Annotated in this window: 17 protein-coding genes; 8 read left to right on the forward strand and 9 right to left on the reverse strand. The window is 63.7% G+C overall.

The window, feature by feature from the left end; genetic code table 11:
* Window positions 1–74: 74 nt before the first annotated feature.
* The 3 genes from ACFC3J_RS08760 to cysS all read right to left on the reverse strand — a co-directional run bounded on the left by ACFC3J_RS08760 (window position 75) and on the right by cysS (window position 3,667).
* Entirely contained in the window at window positions 75–1,445 is a 1,371-nt protein-coding gene (locus tag ACFC3J_RS08760; protein ID WP_375195793.1) for a class II 3-deoxy-7-phosphoheptulonate synthase, read from the reverse strand.
* Window positions 1,446–1,568: 123 nt separating this feature from the next.
* Window positions 1,569–1,928 carry a Rap1a/Tai family immunity protein gene (locus ACFC3J_RS08765; protein ID WP_375195794.1) on the reverse strand — a complete coding sequence of 120 codons (360 nt, stop codon included), beginning with the start codon at window positions 1,926–1,928 and terminating at the stop codon, window positions 1,569–1,571.
* A gap of 209 nt (window positions 1,929–2,137) precedes the next feature.
* Complete coding sequence (cysS, locus tag ACFC3J_RS08770) at window positions 2,138–3,667, reverse strand: cysteine--tRNA ligase (RefSeq protein ID WP_375195795.1); 1,530 nt, start codon at window positions 3,665–3,667, stop codon at window positions 2,138–2,140.
* Window positions 3,668–3,976: 309 nt separating this feature from the next.
* On the opposite strand from cysS, the gene ACFC3J_RS08775 reads away from it, so the two are divergent.
* From ACFC3J_RS08775 to ACFC3J_RS08785, 3 genes are all read left to right on the forward strand, one after another.
* On the forward strand, window positions 3,977–4,669 hold the full coding sequence (locus ACFC3J_RS08775) for a Bax inhibitor-1/YccA family protein (RefSeq protein WP_375195810.1): 693 nt from the start codon (window positions 3,977–3,979) through the stop codon (window positions 4,667–4,669).
* A 3-nt stretch (window positions 4,670–4,672) separates the two neighbouring features.
* The gene (locus ACFC3J_RS08780) at window positions 4,673–4,936 is read left to right on the forward strand and encodes a zf-TFIIB domain-containing protein (RefSeq protein ID WP_375195796.1); all 264 of its coding nucleotides are present in this window, start codon (window positions 4,673–4,675) and stop codon (window positions 4,934–4,936) included.
* A gap of 129 nt (window positions 4,937–5,065) precedes the next feature.
* Entirely contained in the window at window positions 5,066–6,514 is a 1,449-nt protein-coding gene (locus ACFC3J_RS08785; protein ID WP_375195797.1) for a mannose-1-phosphate guanylyltransferase/mannose-6-phosphate isomerase, read from the forward strand.
* A gap of 108 nt (window positions 6,515–6,622) precedes the next feature.
* On the opposite strand, the gene polA is transcribed toward ACFC3J_RS08785, so the two are convergent.
* Genes polA through ACFC3J_RS08800 form a run of 3 tightly spaced genes read right to left on the reverse strand, consistent with a single transcriptional unit; the run spans window position 6,623 to window position 10,406 of the window.
* The gene (gene polA, locus ACFC3J_RS08790) at window positions 6,623–9,409 is read right to left on the reverse strand and encodes a DNA polymerase I (RefSeq protein WP_375195798.1); all 2,787 of its coding nucleotides are present in this window, start codon (window positions 9,407–9,409) and stop codon (window positions 6,623–6,625) included.
* Window positions 9,410–9,465: 56 nt separating this feature from the next.
* Complete coding sequence (locus ACFC3J_RS08795; protein WP_375195799.1) at window positions 9,466–9,942, reverse strand: vgr related protein; 477 nt, start codon at window positions 9,940–9,942, stop codon at window positions 9,466–9,468.
* On the reverse strand, window positions 9,939–10,406 hold the full coding sequence (locus tag ACFC3J_RS08800) for a copper chaperone PCu(A)C (protein ID WP_375195800.1): 468 nt from the start codon (window positions 10,404–10,406) through the stop codon (window positions 9,939–9,941). The genes ACFC3J_RS08795 and ACFC3J_RS08800 overlap by 4 nt, the downstream gene beginning before the upstream one ends.
* A 179-nt stretch (window positions 10,407–10,585) precedes the next feature.
* Here ACFC3J_RS08800 and dnaK point away from each other — a divergent pair, with 179 nt between their 5' ends.
* On the forward strand, window positions 10,586–12,484 hold the full coding sequence (dnaK, locus tag ACFC3J_RS08805) for a molecular chaperone DnaK (RefSeq protein ID WP_375195801.1): 1,899 nt from the start codon (window positions 10,586–10,588) through the stop codon (window positions 12,482–12,484).
* A 64-nt stretch (window positions 12,485–12,548) separates the two neighbouring features.
* Window positions 12,549–13,682: a molecular chaperone DnaJ gene (dnaJ, locus tag ACFC3J_RS08810; RefSeq protein WP_375195802.1), complete on the forward strand. Its 1,134-nt coding sequence runs from the start codon at window positions 12,549–12,551 to the stop codon at window positions 13,680–13,682.
* A gap of 48 nt (window positions 13,683–13,730) precedes the next feature.
* Here dnaJ and ACFC3J_RS08815 read toward each other — a convergent pair whose 3' ends face one another.
* From ACFC3J_RS08815 to ACFC3J_RS08825, 3 genes are all read right to left on the reverse strand, one after another.
* Complete coding sequence (locus ACFC3J_RS08815) at window positions 13,731–15,008, reverse strand: amino acid permease (RefSeq protein WP_375195803.1); 1,278 nt, start codon at window positions 15,006–15,008, stop codon at window positions 13,731–13,733.
* 151 nt (window positions 15,009–15,159) lie between these two features.
* A complete protein-coding gene (locus tag ACFC3J_RS08820) occupies window positions 15,160–16,962 on the reverse strand; it encodes an acyl-CoA dehydrogenase C-terminal domain-containing protein (protein ID WP_375195804.1) in 1,803 nt (600 codons plus the stop codon).
* Window positions 16,963–16,991: 29 nt separating this feature from the next.
* Window positions 16,992–17,399, reverse strand: coding sequence for a MerR family DNA-binding transcriptional regulator (locus ACFC3J_RS08825; protein ID WP_375195805.1), 408 nt, complete (start codon window positions 17,397–17,399; stop codon window positions 16,992–16,994).
* Between the two features lie 96 nt (window positions 17,400–17,495).
* Between ACFC3J_RS08825 and ACFC3J_RS08830 the strand changes: the two genes are divergently transcribed.
* From ACFC3J_RS08830 to ACFC3J_RS08840, 3 genes are all read left to right on the forward strand, one after another.
* The gene (locus ACFC3J_RS08830; RefSeq protein WP_375195806.1) at window positions 17,496–17,903 is read left to right on the forward strand and encodes a DUF2946 family protein; all 408 of its coding nucleotides are present in this window, start codon (window positions 17,496–17,498) and stop codon (window positions 17,901–17,903) included.
* A 42-nt stretch (window positions 17,904–17,945) separates the two neighbouring features.
* Window positions 17,946–19,970, forward strand: coding sequence for a TonB-dependent receptor family protein (locus ACFC3J_RS08835; protein ID WP_375195807.1), 2,025 nt, complete (start codon window positions 17,946–17,948; stop codon window positions 19,968–19,970).
* A gap of 19 nt (window positions 19,971–19,989) precedes the next feature.
* The coding region (locus ACFC3J_RS08840; protein ID WP_375195811.1) for a PepSY-associated TM helix domain-containing protein at window positions 19,990–20,380 on the forward strand (391 nt) is incomplete at its 3' end.

The following is a 20,380-nucleotide window of genomic DNA, read 5'->3' on the forward strand; positions in this document are numbered from 1 at the left end:
GCGGAGGAATGTGCCATAAAAAATCCCGCCCCGTGGCATTTCACGCGGCGGGATCATTTTTCCGTTCCCAAGGGTCAGGCCGCGGCGCGGCGTTCCTTCAGCTCCTCGTTCAGCATTTCCGCAAGCAGGAAAGCGAGTTCGAGGCTCTGCGCGGCATTGAGGCGCGGGTCGCAATGGGTGTGATACCGATCCGCCAACCCTTCATCGGTGATGGCGATGGCGCCGCCGGTGCATTCCGTCACATTCTGCCCGGTCATTTCGGCATGGATGCCGCCGCCGAAGCTGCCCTCGGCGCGGTGCACTGCGAAGAAGCCGCGCACTTCGGCGAGGATGCGGTCAAACGGCCGCGTCTTGTAGCCATTGGCCGCCTTGATGACGTTGCCGTGCATCGGGTCGCAGGACCAGACCACCGGATGGCCTTCGCGCATCACCGCGCGCACCAGCCTGGGCAGGCCCGCCTCGATCTTGTCATGGCCATAGCGGGTGATCAGCGTGATGCGCCCGGCCTCGCGCGTCGGGTTCAATATGTCGAGCAGGCGGATCAGCGCGTCCGGCTCAAGGCTGGGGCCGCACTTCATGCCGATCGGATTGCCGATGCCGCGCAGATATTCGATATGGGCCGAGCCTTCGAACCGCGTGCGGTCGCCGATCCAGACCATATGCGCTGAGGTGTCGTACCAGTCGCCGGTCAGCGAATCCTGCCGGGTCAGCGCCTGCTCATAGGGAAGCAGCAGCGCTTCATGGCTGGTGTAGAAGCTGGTCCCGCCCAGTTGCGGCACCGTATCCGCGCTGAGGCCGCAGGCGCGCATGAAGTCGAGCGCCTGGCCGATCTGGTCCGCCATCGCCTCGAACTTCGCGGCCCAGGGGCTGCGGCCCATGAAATCCAGCATCCAGCCATGGACGCGGTCGAGGCTGGCATAGCCGCCAGTCGAAAAGGCGCGCAGCAGGTTGAGCGTCGCCGCTGACTGGTTATAAGCGCGGATCATGCGCTGGGCATCCGGCTCGCGTGCTTCAGGCGTGAAGGCAATGTCGTTGACATTGTCGCCGCGATAGCTGGGCAGCTCCACGCCGCCGATCGTCTCCGTATCGGCCGAGCGGGGCTTGGCGAACTGGCCGGCCATCCGGCCGACCTTCACGATCGGCAGCTTGGATGCAAAGGTCAGCACCACCGCCATCTGGAGCAGCACGCGAAACGTGTCCCGGATATTGTTCGGGTGGAACTCCGCAAAGCTCTCGGCGCAATCGCCGCCTTGCAGCAGAAAGGCCTCGCCATTGGTCACCTTGGCGAGTTCAGCTTTAAGGCTGCGCGCTTCGCCGGCAAAGACGAGCGGGGGAAACTGGCTGAGCTGTGCCTCTACGGCGCCAAGCGCCTGAGCATCCCGATAGAAGGGCATCTGAATGCCCTTATGCTCCCGCCAGCTTTCCGGCGTCCACTTCGCCGCCACTTTGAGTCTCCCAAAAAGTCTAAAATAGGGGCCGCACCTACGCTGATGTAGGGGTCTGCGCAAGTTTATAGCGATATGGGGCCGGATTCGCCTAACGCACAGGTCAGATCAGGGTGATCGGGGTTATTTCTGACAAGGATATTGATCGTTCAGCGCCACGCTGACCAGGACGGATGCCGGGGCTTTCCGCTGGTCCGGGTAGCGATTGAGATAGGCGATCACGATGTCGCGGACCTTGGCGGCGTCCAGCTGCGCGGGCCAGCAATTGGGCTGGGCGCGGCCAATGAAGACGTCCTTCTTGATGCCGTCCACCACGCCGACGATATAGGCGGTGCAGGCAAGCGCATATTCCGGCGCCTTGTTCCGACATTTGGCAAGCAGGGTCGTGCCTGTTTCAAACATGAATGACTGAGCAGGCGCAGCGGACGGCGTGGCCGTCAGCCCACTCAGCGTGATCGTCGCTGCAATTGCATATCTTAGCATATGCGGAATCTGCCCGTTTACGGGCGCCCTGTCCAAACAGGCCGGCCTGTCCCGCGCACATCCTGCCTCAGCGGAGGGAACTTTTTCAGGGCATGTCGAAATTCGGCCCGCGGCGGGCTGCAAATGGGGTCTATCCGCGCTTCGGCTCAACTTACGTTAAATATGCTGCGCGTGGTTTCTCTTCCCTCAGAGCCGAATTTCCGCACATGCTAGCTGAGCGTCAAACGCCAGTCCCAGCGGAGTGGATCGCCGTCCATCACCTCGACACCGCGAGCGATAAGGGCGTCGCGAATCTCGTCCGACAGCGCGAAATCCTTTTCGGTGCGGGCGACCTGGCGGCGGTCGAGTTCGGCTTCGATTTCTTGAGGAGTGATAGCCGCTTCCTTGGGCTGGACCCGCAGGTCGGCGCGACTGATCGCCAACAGGTTGAGGCCGAGCGCCGAATCGAAAGCCGCGAGCAGGCAGAGCTTTTCGTCCACCGGCACCTTCTTCATTGCGATCGTCTCTTCCAACAGGGGCAGGGCGCGCGGGGTCATCAGGTCGTCGCTGATCGCGGCGTCGAACTGTTCGAGCAGCGGCGCGAGCTTGGGGTGGAGATTGGCGCGCAGGAAATCCAGACGCGGCGACTGCCAGGTCACGCCCTCAGCGCGGGACTTGAGGTTCTCCACGCCCATGACGAGGCGCTTCAGGCGCGTCAGGGCGGCGGCGACGCTTTCCGCGCTGAATTCCAGTTCGCTGCGATAGTGCGCGCCAAGGCACAGCAGACGATAGGCAAGCGGATGCACGCCTGCGTCGATCAGCGAGAAGAGGGTGGTGAAGCTGCCCTTGGACTTGCTCATCTTCCCCTGCCGATCGACGAGGAAGTTGTTGTGCATCCACCATCTAGCGCCGGTAAAGCCCGCAGTGGCGGCGTCCGGCTCGCCGCAACAGGCATGAAACGCCTGATTTTGGGCGATTTCGTTCGGGTGATGGATTTCGCGATGGTCGATCCCGCCAGTGTGGATGTCGAACGGATGGCCAAGGCGGGCCTCGCTCATCACCGAACATTCGAGATGCCAGCCCGGCGCGCCCTTTCCCCAAGGGGAGTCCCATTCCATCTGGCGTTGCTCGCCAGGCGGGGACTTGCGCCAGATGGCGAAGTCGCCGGGGTTGCGCTTGCCTGCAACGGGATCGATCCGGGCGTGCGCCGCGTCGTCGCGGCCGCCTGCCAGCGCGCCATAATCGGGCACGGTGCTGCTGTCGAAATAGAGACCGGTTTCCAGTTCGTAGCAATGGGCGGGCGCGATCTTCTCCGCAAAGGCGATCATCTGGGGAACATAGTCGGTGGCGACCGTCCATTCGCTGGGCGGGATGATGTTGAGGTCGGCGATATTCTGCTTGAAGGCATGAGTGTAGTGGGCCGCGATGTCCCAGATGCTCTTCGCCTGTGCGCGGGCTGCCGCCTCCATCTTGTCATCGCCCGCATCGGCGTCGCTGGTGAGATGGCCGACATCGGTGATGTTGATGATGTGGGTGACGTGGAGGCCTTTCCAGAGCAAGGTGCGGCGCAGCGTGTCGGTAAAAACATAAGCGCGCAGGTTGCCAAGATGGGCGTAATTATAGACCGTCGGGCCGCAGCTGTAGACGCGGGCATGGTCGGGTTCGATGGCTATGAAAGGCTCGACCGTGCGCGTCAGGCTGTTGAACAGGCGCAGGGGGGCGTCGGCATGTTGCTCGGCAGGGGTGAACTTGTCGCTCATGGCGCAGAGCCATGCGGTGGTTCGGGATTGCCGTCAACAGGGGAGAAAGATTGTAACAAATTGTTGCTAACGGGCCGATCCCTTGCATTGGTGAGTTAACCCACCAATATTGCTTGTGCGGGCCGGGCCCCTCTGGCGGCAGGGATGCATGTGACATGCTCCCGCCGTGATGTCGGACCGCATCGAGTGTGCTCGGTGCAGGTTCGTGAGTGTTTGTCCCCCCTCTAAGCCTCACGAAGACCGCGCCGGGCCACTCGATCCGTACTGATGTTAGGATGGAGTATTAACGCCGTGAACAACCCCGTTCGTATGCCGGGCTATGGTGCGAGCCAGACGGCGCAGACCGATGCCGGCCTGCGCGCGCACATGCTGGGCGTTTTCCGCAATATGGGCATCGGTCTGGTCATTACCGGACTGGTGGCGGCTTTCATCGGCAATACGCCGGTGCTTGCCGCAGCGATTTTCGGCACACCCCTGAAGTGGGTGGCGATCTTTGCGCCGTTGGCCTTTGTGTTCTTCTTCAGCTTTCGCATCGAAAAGATGACGACTGCAGGCGCGCGCATGGCTTTTTACGCTTTTGCGGCGGTGATGGGCGTGTCGCTGGCCAGCATCTTCCTGATCTTCACCGGCGGGTCGATCGCGCAGGCCTTCTTTTCGGCGGCCGTAATGTTTCTCGCCATGGCGCTCTGGGGCTATACGACGGGGCGTGACCTGTCGAAATTCGGGTCGTTCCTGATCATGGGCCTGATCGGCATATTGGTCGCAAGCCTCATCAACATCTTCATCGGCTCGTCCGCCATGGCCATGGTGATCTCGATCATCGGTGTCGTGGTGTTCACCGGCCTCACCGCCTGGGACGTGCAGCGCATCAAGTCGGAATATTTCTATTATGCCGGCCATGAAGTGGCGCAGAAGATGCGGGTCATGGGTGCACTGTCGCTTTACCTGAACTTCGTCAACCTGTTCCAGATGCTGCTCAACCTGACCGGCGAGCGGGAGTAAGCGATGCGGGATCAGGCCGCGGTGTCGGCCATGCTCTGCCCGGTCTGTCATGTGGGACTCTCCATGACGGACCGGCAGGGAGTGGAAATCGACTATTGTCCGCAATGCCGGGGCGTTTGGCTCGATCGGGGCGAACTCGACAAGATTATCGAGCGTTCGGCGGGCGGGGTTCCCCCTCCGCAACCCGGCTATCGGCCGGATCGCGATGACGGGCGACATTATCAGAAGAAGCGAAAGAAAAGCTTTCTGGAAGAGCTGTTCGACTGACGGAAAAGCGGCCCTGCTTTCGGGCCGCTTTTTTTTATGCCCTTGTCATAGGCGCTTTCCCGGAATGGCGATATGGAAGGACATCATGGTGTCTCGGCACCTTTTTGCTGTTTTGAACAAGTAGGTTGCATGTCGGATCTGAATGCTAAGGTGACGCCGGTTATTCTGGCGGGAGGATCGGGGACGCGGTTGTGGCCCCTGTCGCGTAAATCCTATCCCAAGCAGTTCGTGCCATTACTGGGCGAGGATACGCTGTTTCGCGCTGTCGTCCGGCGCCTGTCGGGCGCGGGCGAGGGGGTCGCCTTCGCGCGGCCGGTGGTGCTGACCAACGCGACCTTCCGCTTCATCGTGGCCGAGCAGCTGGCGCAGGAAGGCGGCGATGCCGACGCCATCATGATCGAGCCTTCGGTGCGCAATACTGCGCCTGCCATATTGGCGGCGGCGCTTCATCTGATGGCGAAGGACCCGGATGCACTGATGCTGGTGGCGCCTTCCGATCATGTGGTGCCGGATGCCGGGGCTTTCAGGATGGCCGTGAGCAAGGGGCTGGCTGCGGCGCAGGCGGGCGATCTGGTGACCTTCGGCATTGCGCCGACGCGGCCGGAGACCGGCTATGGCTATTTGCAGGTCGTAGCCAGGCCCGATGGATCGGGCGAACCGATCAAGCTGGCGCGCTTTGTGGAAAAGCCCAATGCGCAGCGGGCGGCAGAGATGCTGGCGAGCTGCGATCATCTCTGGAATGCGGGAATTTTCCTGTTCGCGGCGAAGGATCTGATCGCTGCGTTTGAGCAATATGCGCCTGAGGTTCTCGCGGCAGTCGTGCCGGCGGTGGAGCAGGCCGAGGGAGACCTTGGTTTTCTGCGTCTGGCGCCAGAGCCCTGGGAGCATGCGCCGGACATTTCCATCGACTATGCGATCATGGAGCGGGCGGGCAATCTGTCGGTCGTGCCCTATGACTCGGGCTGGTCCGATCTGGGCGGCTGGGATGCGGTGTGGAGTCACGCCGGGCCGGATGGGGATGGCGTGACGGTCAGCGGCGGGGCGACGGCGATCGATTGCAGCGATACGCTGTTGCGGTCGGACAGCGAAGGCATGGAACTGGTCGGCATTGGCCTCAGCAACATCATAGCCGTGGCGATGAACGATGCGGTGCTGATCGCGGACAAGGCGCGCTCGCAGGATGTGAAGCTGGCGGTCGAGGCGTTGAAGGCCAAAGGCGCAATGCAGGCGGAAAGCTTTCCCAAGGATCACCGGCCCTGGGGCTGGGTGGAAGGCTTGCTGGCGGGGGAGCGCTTTCAGGTGAAGCGGATCATGGTGCAGCCGGGGCAGTCGCTGAGCCTGCAGAGCCATTTCCATCGGTCGGAGCATTGGATCGTCGTGGAGGGGACCGCCAAGGTCACGGTCGATGGAGAGGACACGTTGCTGACGGAAAACCAGTCGCTTTACGTGCCTGCCGGGGCGAAGCACCGGGTGGAAAATCCGGGAAAGATTCCCGTTGTGTTCATAGAGGTGCAGACGGGCACCTACCTCGGTGAGGATGATATCGTCCGATATGAGGACCGGTACGCGCGGAATTGAGCCGATATCTCACGTCCGTCATCCCAGCGCAGGCGGAATTCGTCTCCTGACTTTGCACCAGCTTTGACTCATGGGAAATCCCCGCCTGCGCGGGGATGACGGGAAGGATTAATGGGCCGCGCCCCAACTCGGGCCGTGGCCGATCTCGACGCCCAGCGGGACGCTCAGCTTCACGATCGGTTCGGCGGCGCTTTCCATCACGCGGCGGATCACCGCGCTGGCCTGCTCCACGTCGCCCTGCGGCAGTTCGAACACCAGTTCGTCATGCACCTGCAGCAGCATCTTGACCTCATCCAGCCCTTCCGCCGCCAGGGCCGGTCCCATGCGGGCCATGGCGCGCTTGATGATGTCGGCGCTGGTGCCCTGAATCGGGGCATTGATCGCTGCGCGTTCGGCGCCCTGCCGCTCATGCTGGACCGAGGCCTTGATGCGCGGGAACCATGTTTTCCGGCCGAACAGGGTTTCGGTATAACCCCGTGAGCGCGCCTTTTCGATCGTTTCGGTGATGTAGAGGCTGATGCCGGGGAAGCGCTCATAATAGCGGCTGATCATGTCCTGCGCTTCGTCGGCGCTGATCTCCAGCCGCCCGGCGAGGCCCCAGCGGCTGATGCCGTAGAGGATCGCGAAATTGATCGTCTTGGCCCGGCCGCGGGTGTCTCGGTTGACCTCTCCGAACAGTTGCTGCGCGGTGGCGGCGTGAATGTCCTCGCCATTGGCGAAGGCCTCTTTCAGCGCCGGAACGTCCGCCATATGCGCGGCAAGGCGCAGTTCGATCTGGCTGTAGTCCGCCGCGAGAATGACATTGCCCGGTTCGGCGACGAAGGCGTGACGGATCTGGCGGCCGACTTCGGTGCGGATCGGGATGTTCTGGAGATTGGGATCGGTCGAGGACAGGCGGCCGGTCTGCGCGCCGGACAGCGAGTAGCTTGTGTGGACGCGGCTGGTGTCTTTGTTGATCTGGGCCTGAAGCGCGTCGGTGTAAGTGGATTTGAGCTTCGAGAGCTGGCGCCAGTCCAGCACCTTGCCCGCGATTTCGGCGCCCTGGGCCTTCAACTGTTCAAGAATGGTGACGTCGGTGGAATAGGCGCCGGACTTGCCCTTCTTGCCGCCCTTATACCCCATCTTGTCGAACAGGATCGCGCCCAGCTGCTGGGTCGATCCGATGGCGAAGGGCTGGCCCGCGAGGCCATGGATTTCCGTTTCCAGCGCCGCGATGCCGGCGGTGAACTCGGCGGAGAGGCGGGAAAGGGCCTCGCGGTCGACCTTGATGCCTTCATGCTCCATCTTCGCGATTACGGAGACGAGGGGTCGGTCGACCAGTTCGTAGACGCGGGTGGCGCCTTCGTTCGCGATGCGGGTCTTGAACAGCTTCCAAAGCCGCAGGGTGACGTCGGCGTCCTCTGCGGCATATTCGGTCGCCTTGTCGAGCGGGACTTCGGCGAAGCTGATCTGACTCTTGCCGCTGCCGCAGACGTCCTTGAAGCTGATGCATGTGTGATTGAGGTGGACCTTGGCCGCCTCGTCCATGCCGTGGCCCGCGAGGCTCTGCCCGGCGTCGAGGTCGAAGCTCATGACGATGGTGTCGTCATAGGGCGCGATCTCTATGTCGTGGCGGCGCAGGACGGTCAGGTCATATTTGAGGTTCTGGCCGATCTTGAGGACGCTGTCGTCCTCCAGCAGCGGCTTTAACCTGGCGATGACGAGGGCGAGGGGAAGCTGCTGGGGCTTTTCCGCGAACATGTCCTTTCCGCCATGGCCGACCGGGATATAGCAGGCGGCGTTCGGGCCGACGGCAAGGCTGACGCCGACCAGCGCGCAGGACACGCAATCGAGCATGTCCGTCTCGGTGTCGACGGCGACCAGTCCCTCGGCATGGGCTGCGGCGATCCAGCGGTCGAGCGCTTCCTCCGTCACAACCGTTTCGTAGAGGCTGCGGTCGATCGGCGGCTCTTCCTCATGGACCGGGGCGGCAGGCGGCGTGGCTTCGCTGACGGCGGCGGCTGCGGTCGCGACGGCCACGGCGGCGGCGGGCGCCCCGGCGCGGGCGAGCAGCGACTTGAAGCCATGATGTTCGAGGAAGGCCTGCAGCGGCTCCAGCGGGATGCCCTTGAGCGTCAGGTCATCGAGCGGTTCGGGCAGGTCCATCGCATCGTGCAGCGCGACGAGGCGGCGCGAGAGGCGCGCCATGTCGGCATGGGCGATGAGATTTTCCTGCATCTTCGATTTTTTCATGCGCGGCGCGGCCTCGAGCGCGGCTTCCAGGCTGCCATATTCGGTGATGAGCTTGGCGGCGGTCTTGGGACCGATACCGGGGACGCCGGGGACATTGTCGACGCTGTCGCCCATGAGCGCGAGGACGTCGCCAAGCTGCTCAGGGAGGACCCCAAATTTGGTCATGACATACTCGGCGCCGCGCCGCTCATTCTTCATCGTGTCGTACATGTCGACGCCGGGCTGGATGAGCTGCATCAGATCCTTGTCGGAGCTGACGATGGTAACGTGCCAGCCCGCCGCGACGGCGGCCTTGGTGTAGCTGGCGATGATGTCGTCGGCCTCGAAGCCGGCTTCCTCGATGCAGGGGAGGGAGAAGGCGCGGGTTGCGTCGCGGATCATCGGGAATTGCGGGACCAGATCCTCCGGCGCGGGCGGGCGGTTCGCCTTATACTGGTCGTACATGTCGTTGCGGAAAGTGTGGCTGCCCTTGTCCAGCACCACCGCGAGATGGGTCGGGCCTTCCGCCTTGCCCAGCTCATCGGCCAGCTTCCAGAGCATGGTGGTGTAGCCATAGACCGCGCCGACGGGCTGGCCATGCTTGTTGGTGAGCGGCGGAAGCTGATGATAGGCGCGGAAGATATAGCCGCTGCCGTCGACCAGATAGAGATGATTCTGAGGCATGGGGGGAGGGGATAGCGGGTTATTCTCCTCCCCTCCAGTGTGGTTGTGAACGGCGGTCAGGCCATGGGATTCTTGCCGGAAAAAGGCAGCAGCGCCTCATAAACGGCAAGCGGCGGCTTTCCCTCCACCCTGCTCCCCTGCCGCAGCAGAAAGGCGTGGCGCACGATTTCGGCCTGCTGCTCCAGCCCGTAGCGGCGGAAGGGCCTGCCCGGCACGATCTCATAGCCATAACGGCAAAAAGGGTGGCGCATCAGCGGCAGAAACCATTTGCCGCCGCGCTGGGCCTGCCAGACATGGGTCATCTCATGGATGAAATGCCCCTGAAGATGCAGCGGCCCGGCGCAGAAATCCGTGCAGAAAAGGTCGCTCTGCGGATGGAACCAGATGTCGCCGTCGGGCGCCATGGTGACCCGGCTGGGCTGGAACGGCCACCATTTGCGATGGTGCAGCCGCACCTGCCCATAATCGATCGCCGATCCGAAGACCGATCGGGCAAGGGCTGTTTCCGCCTGGGTCAGCGGGCGGCTGGTCAATGGTCTTTGTGCTCGTCGGGCTTGGCGGCGGCGGAGGCGCCCGGCTTCTGGATGATCGCGTCGACCAGCAGCCGGTCGCCATTGGCCAGCAGGAAGGTCAGCGTCATCTTGCCCCGGCTGATGGCGGTGTCGTTGACGCCCCAGAGCATCAGATGCTTGCCGCCGGGCGCGAAGGCGACCGTCGATTTGGCCGGAATGTCGACGCTGTCGAGCGGCTTCATCGACATCATGCCGTTCTCGCTCATGCTCTCATGCATTTCGACTTTCAGCGCATAATCGGTCAGGACGCCGCGCAGCGCCGTGCCCGCGTCGCCGCCATGGGCCACGAAATAGCCGGCGGACGGGGTCTCCTTATTGGGGCTGAGTCGCACCCAGGCCTGATCGATATAGGTGGGCGCGGGATCGCCGCAGGCGGCGAGCGCCAACGGGCTGGCAAGGGCAATAAGGGGTAGAAATGCGCGCATGGCCAGTGGCTTCCTCACTTGTCCCGTTTATGGTCGTTTCTCAACGCTAATCATCTGCCCTTCTTGTGCCAAGCGAAAGCACGCCTATATCCCTTGCGCAAACGGCCTTGCCTTGGCGCTTTCGTGAGGTATGGGGCCGTCAACCGCTGAATGTGATTTTGGGGTTCAAAGAGGACAAGATGGCAAAAGTAATCGGTATCGACCTTGGCACCACCAACAGCTGCGTCGCTGTGATGGACGGCGGTAAGCCCAAGGTGATCGAAAATGCGGAGGGCGCGCGCACGACGCCCTCGATCGTCGCCTTCACCAAGGATGGCGAGCGTCTGATCGGCCAGCCCGCCAAGCGTCAGGCCGTGACCAATCCCGACAACACGATCTTCGCGGTGAAGCGCCTGATCGGCCGCCGCTTCGACGATCCGATGACCAAGAAGGACATGGAGCTGGTGCCCTACAGCATCGCCAAGGGTCCCAATGGCGACGCCTGGGTCAATGCCGGTGGCAAGGATTATTCGCCCTCGCAGATTTCCGCCTTCACGCTCCAGAAGATGAAGGAAACCGCCGAGAGCTATCTGGGCGAGACTGTCACGCAGGCGGTCATCACCGTTCCCGCTTATTTCAACGACGCCCAGCGTCAGGCGACCAAGGACGCCGGCCAGATCGCCGGCCTTGAGGTGCTGCGCATCATCAATGAGCCGACCGCGGCCGCGCTCGCCTATGGGCTGGAGAAGCAGGACGGCAAGACCATCGCGGTTTACGACCTTGGCGGCGGCACCTTCGACATCTCGATCCTGGAGATCGGCGATGGCGTGTTCGAGGTGAAGTCGACCAACGGCGACACGTTCCTGGGCGGCGAGGATTTCGACGCCAAACTGGTGGAATATCTCGCCGAAGACTTCAAGAAGGCCGAAGGCATCGACCTCACCAAGGACAAGCTGGCCTTGCAGCGTCTGAAGGAAGCGGCCGAAAAGGCGAAGATCGAGCTGTCCTCGGCCCAGTCGACCGAAGTCAACCTGCCCTTCATCACCGCCGACCAGAATGGTCCCAAGCATCTGGTGAAGAACATCACCCGCGCCGATCTGGAGCGGCTGGTGGCCGACCTCATCAAGCGGACGATGGAACCCTGCAAGAAGGCGCTGGCCGATGCTGGCGTGTCCGCGAGCGAGATCAGCGAAGTCGTCCTCGTCGGCGGCATGACCCGCATGCCCAAGGTGCGCGAGGCCGTGAAGGAATTTTTCGGCAAGGAGCCGCACACCGGCGTCAACCCGGACGAAGTCGTCGCCATGGGCGCCGCCATTCAGGCGGGCGTGTTGCAGGGCGACGTCAAGGACGTGCTGTTGCTCGACGTGACCCCGCTGTCGCTGGGCATCGAGACGCTGGGCGGCGTGTTCACGCGCATGATCGACCGCAACACCACGATCCCCGCCAAGAAGTCGCAGGTCTATTCGACCGCCGACGACAATCAGCAGGCGGTGACGATCCGCGTGTTCCAGGGCGAGCGTGAGATGGCGGCGGACAATAAGCTGCTCGGCCAGTTCGATCTGGTCGGCATTCCGCCCGCGCCGCGCGGCGTGCCGCAGATCGAAGTCACCTTCGACATCGATGCCAACGGTCTGGTCAACGTCCATGCCAAGGACAAGGGCACGGGCAAGGAACAGCAGATCCGCATTCAGGCTTCGGGCGGTCTGTCGGACGCCGACATCGACCAGATGGTCAAGGATGCCGAGCGTTTCGCCGAGGAAGACAAGAAGAAGCGGGAAGGCGCCGAGGCGAAGAACAATGCCGAAAGCCTGATCCACACCACCGAGCAGCAGCTTTCCGAGCATGGCGACAAGGTGGACGCTTCGCTGAAGGCGGAAATCGAAACCGCGATCGCCGCCACCAGGTCGGCGGTCGAGAGCGGCGACGCTGAAGCGATGAAGGCGAAGGCGCAGGAACTTGCCACGGTCGCCATGAAGCTGGGCCAGGCCATTTACGAGAAGGAGCAGGCGGCTGCGGCGGCTCCGGGTGCGGACGCGCCGAAGGCGGACGATGATGTCGTCGATGCCGAATTCTCGGAAGTGGACGACAACAAGGCGTGAAGCTGATGTGCTTGCCCCGTCAGGACTGCTGTGGTCATGATGGGGCAGGGACGCCGGGGGCGAGATGAGCACCGAAATCGATTATTACGAATTGCTCGAAGTTGAGCGCACCGCCGATGCCGGAGCGATCAAGAGCGCCTATCGCAAGCTGGCGATGAAATATCACCCGGACAAGACCGGGGGCTGCACCGACAGCGAGGCCAAGTTCAAGGCCGTTTCCGAAGCCTATGAGTGCCTGAAGGACCCGCAGAAGCGCGCGGCCTATGATCGGTTCGGTCATGCGGCGTTTCAGAATGGCGGTCCGGGCGGTTTTGGCGGCGGGCGCGGCGGCGCGGGCGGCTTTTCCGATCTCGGCGATATTTTCGAGACGATTTTCGGCCAGTCCGGTTTCGGCGGCGGCAATGGGCGTCAGGCCCAGCGGCGCGGAGCGGACCTGCGCTACGACATGGAAATCACGCTGGACGAGGCCTATCACGGCAAGAAGACCGAGATCGAGATCGAGGTTTCGGCGGCCTGCGAGAGTTGCGACGGGTCCGGCGCGCAGCCGGGCACCGGGGTCAAGAGCTGCGGCACCTGCCATGGCCATGGTCAGGTGCGGGCGCAGCAAGGCTTTTTCGTGGTCGAGCGGACCTGCCCGGCCTGCCATGGCGCTGGTCAGGTGATCGAAAGCCCCTGCCGTTCGTGTCGGGGCGAGGGCCGGGTGGACAGGCCCAAAACACTCTCCGTCAACATTCCGGCCGGTGTCGATGAAGGCACCCGCATCCGCCTGTCGGGCGAGGGCGAGGCCGGGGCGCGGGGCGCGCCTGCGGGCGACCTCTATATCTTTCTGCATGTGAAGCGCCATGCGATCTTCGAGCGGGACGGGACGACCCTGTTCGCCCGTGCGCCGGTCAGCATCACGACGGCGGCGCTGGGCGGCGTGATCGAAGTGCCGGGCCTTGATGGCCAGCGGCATGAAATCAAGATCCCGAGCGGTATCCAGTCAGGCAAGCAGATCCGCCAGCGTGGCGCGGGCATGCCGGTGCTCAACGGGCGTGGGCAGGGCGATCTGGTGATACAGGTCGATGTGGAGACGCCGACAAGATTGACTGCGAAGCAGCGCGAATTGCTGGAGGCCTTCCGTGAGACGGAAACCGGCGAAGAATGTCCGCAGTCGACGGGCTTCTTCAGCAAGCTCAAGGAATTGTGGGGGGACTGATTTTCCTCCCACATGTTCCGGCGGAGGCGGGGGTCCGGAATGCATGGCTCAAATGGCTTTTTTCCGCTCCCGTCGCGCCCAGGCATAAAAGGGGAAGCCTCCCGCCATAAGCAGGAAGCTGGAGCCACTCGCGACCCACCCCGCCCCCCACAGCGTCCAGAGCGCATAGCCAAGGCCGATGAGCGCAGCGGGCACGACCAGCTTCAGCCGCATCGCCGCCAGCGCGCAGCCGACATAGAGCCAGAGAGAAGCCGAAGTCGCGAGCAGCGCCATGGTCGTGAACAGCGATACCAGTCCCTCCAGACTGTTTGCAGCCAGCAACAGTGTACCCAGCATGCCCGACAGCACCAGCGCGCGGATCGGCGTGCCCCGCCCGTCGGTTCCGGCGAACCAACGCGGAAATTCTCCACTGCGGCCCATAGCGAGCGGAACCTCTCCCTTCAGCAGCGTCCAGCCGTTGAGCGCGCCAAGGCAACTGACCGCCGCGAACAGAGAGATGAAGCTGGCCGGGGCGGGCGACCAATAATGGCCGACAAATGCGCCAAAGGGTGATCCTGACTGGCTCTCCGCAACGGGCAGAGTGAGCGCGATGCCGGAACAGACCAGCAGATAGATGAAGCCGGTCGCTGCCGTGCCGATCAGCGTGGCGCGGGGGATCGTGCGGGCGGGATCGCGCACCTTGTCCGCCGCCGCGCTGGCCGATTCGAAGCCCAGCAGCGCCCAGAGCGTCAGGGCGGCCGAGGCTGTGATGCCTGCGCTGGTGAAGCCCTGTGCCGGAAATGCTTCGATTTCGGCACGGCCATTCGCCAGCATGAGCGCCAGCAGGATCATGACGACGACGATGGGGATGAGCTTGATCGCGGTGGTGGCCAGCTGCGCCATGCCCGCCGCCCGCGCGCCGGCCATGTTGATCCCGATGGTCAACCACAAAAAGCCCAGAGAAGTCAGCGCGCCGATGCCCGGCCGGGCCAGCGTTGGCAGGATGCTGCTGAGATTGGCGGTCGCGGCAACCGCGATGGTGACATTGGTGATGACGATCGACAACCAGTAGATCCAGCCGATCGCAAAGCCCGCCAGCGGGCCATAGGTCACAGCGATCATCTGCGAGATATTGGCGTCGGGCATGGCCTGGCTCATGCGGGCGATGACGAACGCCAACACCATTGATCCGGCAATGGTGAACACCCATCCCGCCACTGCATCCCAGCCATAGGGCGCGAGGCTGGCGGGGAGCAGGAACACGCCCGATCCGATCATATTGCCCATGACCAACGCGATGCAGGCGGGCAGGCCAAGGGTGCGGGCTGGTGCGTCCTGCGCGGTCATGGATGTGTGCTTTGCCCCCATGGGCAACACAGCTACAGGCTGCGCGGCGGGCTGCCTAGGGGCGGAGGGTGGCAGTTTGAGGCGGTTTCCGGCCCTTTCCCTCCCGCTTGCGGAAGGGGCAGGGCCGGACAAGGGGCAAGCCCAACCCGCTTTAAGCCGCGAGGAACATTTCCGGGTCGAGCGCCATCAGGCTTTCCGCGCCGCCCTCGATCTTGCGGCGGAGCGAACCGGCATCGGGCATGATCCGCTCAGCGAAGAAACGGGCGGTGATCAGCTTGGCTTCGAGGAATTTCGCGTCCCCTTCGCCTGCGTCCAGCAGCGCCGCCGCCGCCTTCGCCATGCGTAGCCACATGAGGCCGGTCGCGACGATGCCGAGAATGTGCATATAGTGCACCGCGCCCGCCCCGGCATTGTCCGGGTTCTTCATCGCATTCTGCATCAGCCACATGGTCGCCGCGCCGAGTTGGCCGCTGGCCTTTTCCAGCGCTTCGGCGAGAGGGGCCAGTCTCTCATTGCCCTTGGCTTCGGCGACGTCGGTGGCGACAATCTTGAGGAAGGCCTGAAGCGCCCGGCCGCCGTTCATGGGCAGCTTGCGGCCGACAAGATCCATCGCCTGAACGCCGTTGGTGCCCTCGTAAATCTGGGCGATGCGGGCGTCGCGGACATATTGTTCGACGCCATTTTCCCAGATGTAGCCATGGCCGCCGAATACCTGCTGCGACATCACCGCGACATCGAAGCCCTTGTCCGTGCCATAGCCCTTCAGCACCGGCGTCAGCAGCTGGACGAGGTCGTCGGCAGCCTGCCGTTCTTCCTCGGTCGCGGCCTGATGCGCGAGGTCGACTTGCAGCGCGCCCCAGAGCATCAGCGCGCGCAGCCCCTCGGTCAGCGCCTTGGCCTCCATCAACATGCGGCGCACATCAGGGTGGACGAAGAGGGTATCGGCCTTTTCCTCCAAATCCTTGGGGCCGGTCAGCGCACGGCCCTGACGGCGGTCATGGGCGTAGGCGGCAGCGTTCTGATAGGCGATCTCCGCCTGGCCTAAGCCCTGCATGCCGACCCACATGCGCGCCGCGTTCATCATGATGAACATGGCGGCGAGGCCCTTATTCTCTTCGCCGACGATCCAGCCGGTTGCGCCGTCATAATTCATGACGCAGGTGGCGTTGCCGTGAATCCCCATCTTATGTTCGAGCGAGCCGCAGGAGACGGCGTTGCGGTCGCCCAGCGAGCCGTCATCCTTCACGAGGAATTTGGGCACGACGAACAGCGAGATGCCCTTGCTGCCTTCGGGCGCGTCGGGGGTCTTGGCGAGGACGAGGTGGATGATGTTTTCCGACAGGTCATGCTCGCCCGCCGAAATGAAGATCTTGGTGCCGCTGATCGCATAGCTGCCGTCGGCGTTCGGCACGGCCTTGGTCTTGATGAGACCCAGGTCGGTGCCGGCGTGCGGCTCGGTCAGGTTCATCGTGCCGGTCCACACGCCCGACACCATGTTGGGGATATATTTCTGCTTGAGGTCCTCGCTGCCCTTGGCGAGCAGGGCGGACACGGCGCCGCTGGTCAGGCCATGATACATTTCGAAGCTGTGGTTGGATGAGAGCACATATTCTCCCACCGCCGCTGCGACGACATTGGGCAGGCCCTGACCGCCATATTCGGTCGGCGCATGCAGCGTGGTCCAGCCGCCCTCGACATAGGCGTCAAAGGCTGCCTTGAAGCCGGTCGGCGTCTTGACATTGCCATTGGAATCCCGGACGCAGCCTTCCCTGTCGCCCACTGCGTTCAACGGGAACAGGACTTCGGCGGCGAGCTTGCCGCCTTCGGTCAAAATCGCATCCACCAGATCGGGCGTCGCATTTTCGAAGCCGGGCAGGTTGGTATAGCGGTCCAGCCCCACGACATGGTCAAGCACGAAGCGGGTGTCGCGGACGGGGGCGGTATAGCTGGGCATGATCTTCTCCGAGGGCTTTTGTTCTGCTGTTATTTGTCGAGTGCGGACACGAACTCGGCAAGTTCCGCTATGGCGGCGTCGATATCGTCCTTTTGCCGGGTGAGCAGGTCGATGCGCGATTTGCACTTGGCTATGGTGACGCGGCGCTGTTCCTCATGCTCCTCATCCGCGTCATAGAGGTCGATCATCTCGCGAATGTCGGACAGGCTGAAACCAACCCTCTTGCCACGCAGGATCCACGCCAGCCGGGCGCGGTCGCGGCGCGAATAGATGCGGGCAAGGCCCTGCCGTTCCGGCGCAATCAGGCCTTCATCCTCATAGAAGCGAAGGGCACGGGCGGTGACGCCGAATTCTTCGGACAGGTCGGTGATGGTATAGGTCTGCCGGTCGCGATGGTCGGGCAGTTCGATACCGGCGATGCTGCTGCGTTGATCCATGGCGGGTGATGTAACGATGCTTTACGTTTACGTCAAGGTGAGTGTGGTCTTTTGTCCTAGTGACAGGGCAGGCCGTCGCCGCTAGGGCTTCGGGCCATGCTGGGGGAGATCAGACAATCGGAGCGCGCGCGGGGCCTGTTGGCTGCGCTGGCTCTGCTGGTGCTGGCGATCCAGCTGATCGCGCCTTCGGGTTTCATGCCGGTGAGGACCGATCAGGGCGTCGTGGTGACGCTCTGCACCGGCCAGGGCGCCGTCAATATCGTGGTCGAGCGCGAGCATGCGCCGGGCAGGCATGGCTCGCCCGATGACGGCATGCAGGGGCAGCAGCATTGCCCCTTCGCGGCTTCGGTGCAGCCGGTGGTGCCGCCGCTGGCGCTGGCCGATCTGCCGCTGCCCGCCTGGCAGCTGGCCTTCGGGCCGATTGCCTTCGCGCTCAAGACCGGACTGATCGCGCGGCTGGCCGCGCCGCCGCCGCCTTCTTCGGGACCGCCTGCAACCCTGTAGAAAATCCGTTGTTTTCCGGGCTTTTTTCAAGGTTGTTTTCTCATGTCCGTTTTCTCCGTTTCGCGCGGCGCGTCGCTGTGCGCGCTTGCCTGTTCATTGTCCGTCCCCGCTCTGGCCGACGAGGCCGCCGATCAGAGCCGCATCATCGTCACCGCCAGTCCGGAGGTCGAGGAAGCCGCCGCCAAGGTGGTCCGCACGCCGGGCGGGGTCGATGTCGTGTCGGCGGAGGCCTTTGAAGACAAGCTGGCCGTGTCGCTGGGCGATGCGCTGCGCTTCTCGCCTGGCGTCTACACCCAGCCGCGCTTCGGTCAGGAGGTGCGCATTTCGATCCGCGGGTCGGGCCTGTCGCGCGGTTATCATATGCGCGGGCTGACGCTGTTGCAGGACGGCATTCCGATCAACATGGCCGATGATAACGGCGATTTTCAGGAGCTGGACCCGCAGGTCTTTCAGCATCTGGAGGTCTATCGCGGCGGCAATGCGCTGCGGCTGGGCGGATCGACGCTGGGCGGGGCGATCAATGCCGCGACGCCGACCGGGCGGACGGCTCCCGGCGCCGAACTGCGGGTCGATGGCGGATCGTTCGATACGCTGCGGGCCAAGGCGGCCTATGGCTATGCCGACGAGCGGGGCGACGGCTGGGCGGCGCTGACGGCCGATCGGTCGGACGGCGACCGCGATCATGGGCGGCGGCGGGCGCTGCGCTTCAACGGAAATGTCGGGCTGAAGCTGAGCGAGCGGGTCGAGACGCGCTTTTATGCCAGCGTGCAGACGATCCGGCAGAAGCTATCGGGCGCGCTCAATGAAAGCGACGCGCTGAACCATCCGGCCAAGGGCAATTTCGCGCTCGATCAGGCGCGCAACATCGATTCGATCCGCTTGCAGAACCGCACCACGGTTCAGCTGGAGGGCGGGGAGTTGGCTTTCGGAGCCTATTATAACGCCAAGGCGCTGAACCATCCGATCTATCAGCTGGTGGATCAGAAGTCGGAGGATCGGGGCGTGTTCGCCAGCCTTGATCTGGCGGGCGATCTGCGTGGGCTGCCGGTCGAGCTGACGCTGGGCACGCAGGCCCGCTTCGGACAGGGCCAGTTCCGGCAGTTCGTCAATCTGAACGGCAAGCCCGGCGCGCCGACCGCCTATCAGAAGGCGCGGGCACAGACGATCAACAGCTATGGCGAGCTGCGGGTCGCGCCCGCCGGCGGGCTTTGGCTGATCGCGGGCGGCATCTACACCCATGGCGAGCGGCGGCTCGACAACCGCTTCGCCCCGGCGCGGAGCGGGGACGTGTCGTTCGACGCCCTTGCGCCGAAATTCGGGCTGCTGTTCGAGCCGGTTCAGACGGTGCAATTCTATGCGAACTACAGCCGCTCGGTGGAACTGCCGGGCTTTATCGAACTGGGGCAGACGCAGTTCGACACGATGGCCATAGGCTTCGTGCCCCTTCGGCCGCAAAGAGCCTGGACGGCTGAAATCGGGACACGCGGCACGCTTGGCATCGCGCGTTGGGACATCAGCCTGTATCGGGCCGATCTGCGCGGGGAGTTGCTGCAATATGGCGCGGGCAACAGCGCCATTCCCGCAGCGACCTTCAATGCGGATCGGACGCGCCATCAGGGTGTTGAGACGGGGCTGGATTTGAACCTGACGCGTTGGGCGACGCTGCGGCAGGTCTATCAATATAGCGATTTCCGTTTCCGCGACGACGCGCAGTTCGGGAATAACCGGCTGCCGGTGGTGCCGCGCCATTTCTATCGCGCCGAACTGAAGCTGGGGACGGAGAAGCTCAGCATCTCGCCCGCTATCGAGTGGCTGCCGCAGGGGGCCTGGGTGGATTATGCGAACAGCAGGCGGGTTGGGGATTATGCGACGCTGAATCTGGGCGCGCAGGCGCAACTGTGGCCAGGCGTGACGCTGTTCCTGGATGCGCGCAACCTGACGGGCGAGCGGGCCGTGGGGGACATCAGCGCTGTGGTCGACTATTCGAAGCTGGCCCCGGCATCGCGAGCGATCTTCTATCCGATCGAGCGGCGCGCCGTTTATGGGGGCGTTCGTGCGCGCTTCTGACGGCGCCTTTTACCGGGCGATGTGGCGCTGGCATTTCTATGCCGGCCTCATCGTCCTGCCGGTGCTGGCGCTGATGGCGGTGACGGGCGCGCTCTATCTCTACAAGCCGGAGATTGAGCGGGCCGTCTATCATGACCGGATCGTGCTGCGGTCGCAGGGGCAGGCGTTGCCGCTCTCCCGGCTGGTCGCGGCGGTGGAGCAGGCAAGCGGCGGCCATGTGACCCAGCTCCAGCGCCCGGCGAGGGCCGATGAGAGCTGGCGCCTGATGGTCGGCCGGGCGATCTGGTTCGTCGATCCGCATGACGGGCGCGTGCTGGGCAGTCTGGCGGGCGGCGGCGTCATGAAGATGGTGAAGGATCTGCACAGCCTGATGATCACGGGTCCGGTCGGCAATCGGCTGGTCGAGGTGG

Origin of the sequence: Sphingobium sp., from assembly GCF_041987595.1 — a bacterium.
Lineage (GTDB): Bacteria > Pseudomonadota > Alphaproteobacteria > Sphingomonadales > Sphingomonadaceae > Sphingobium.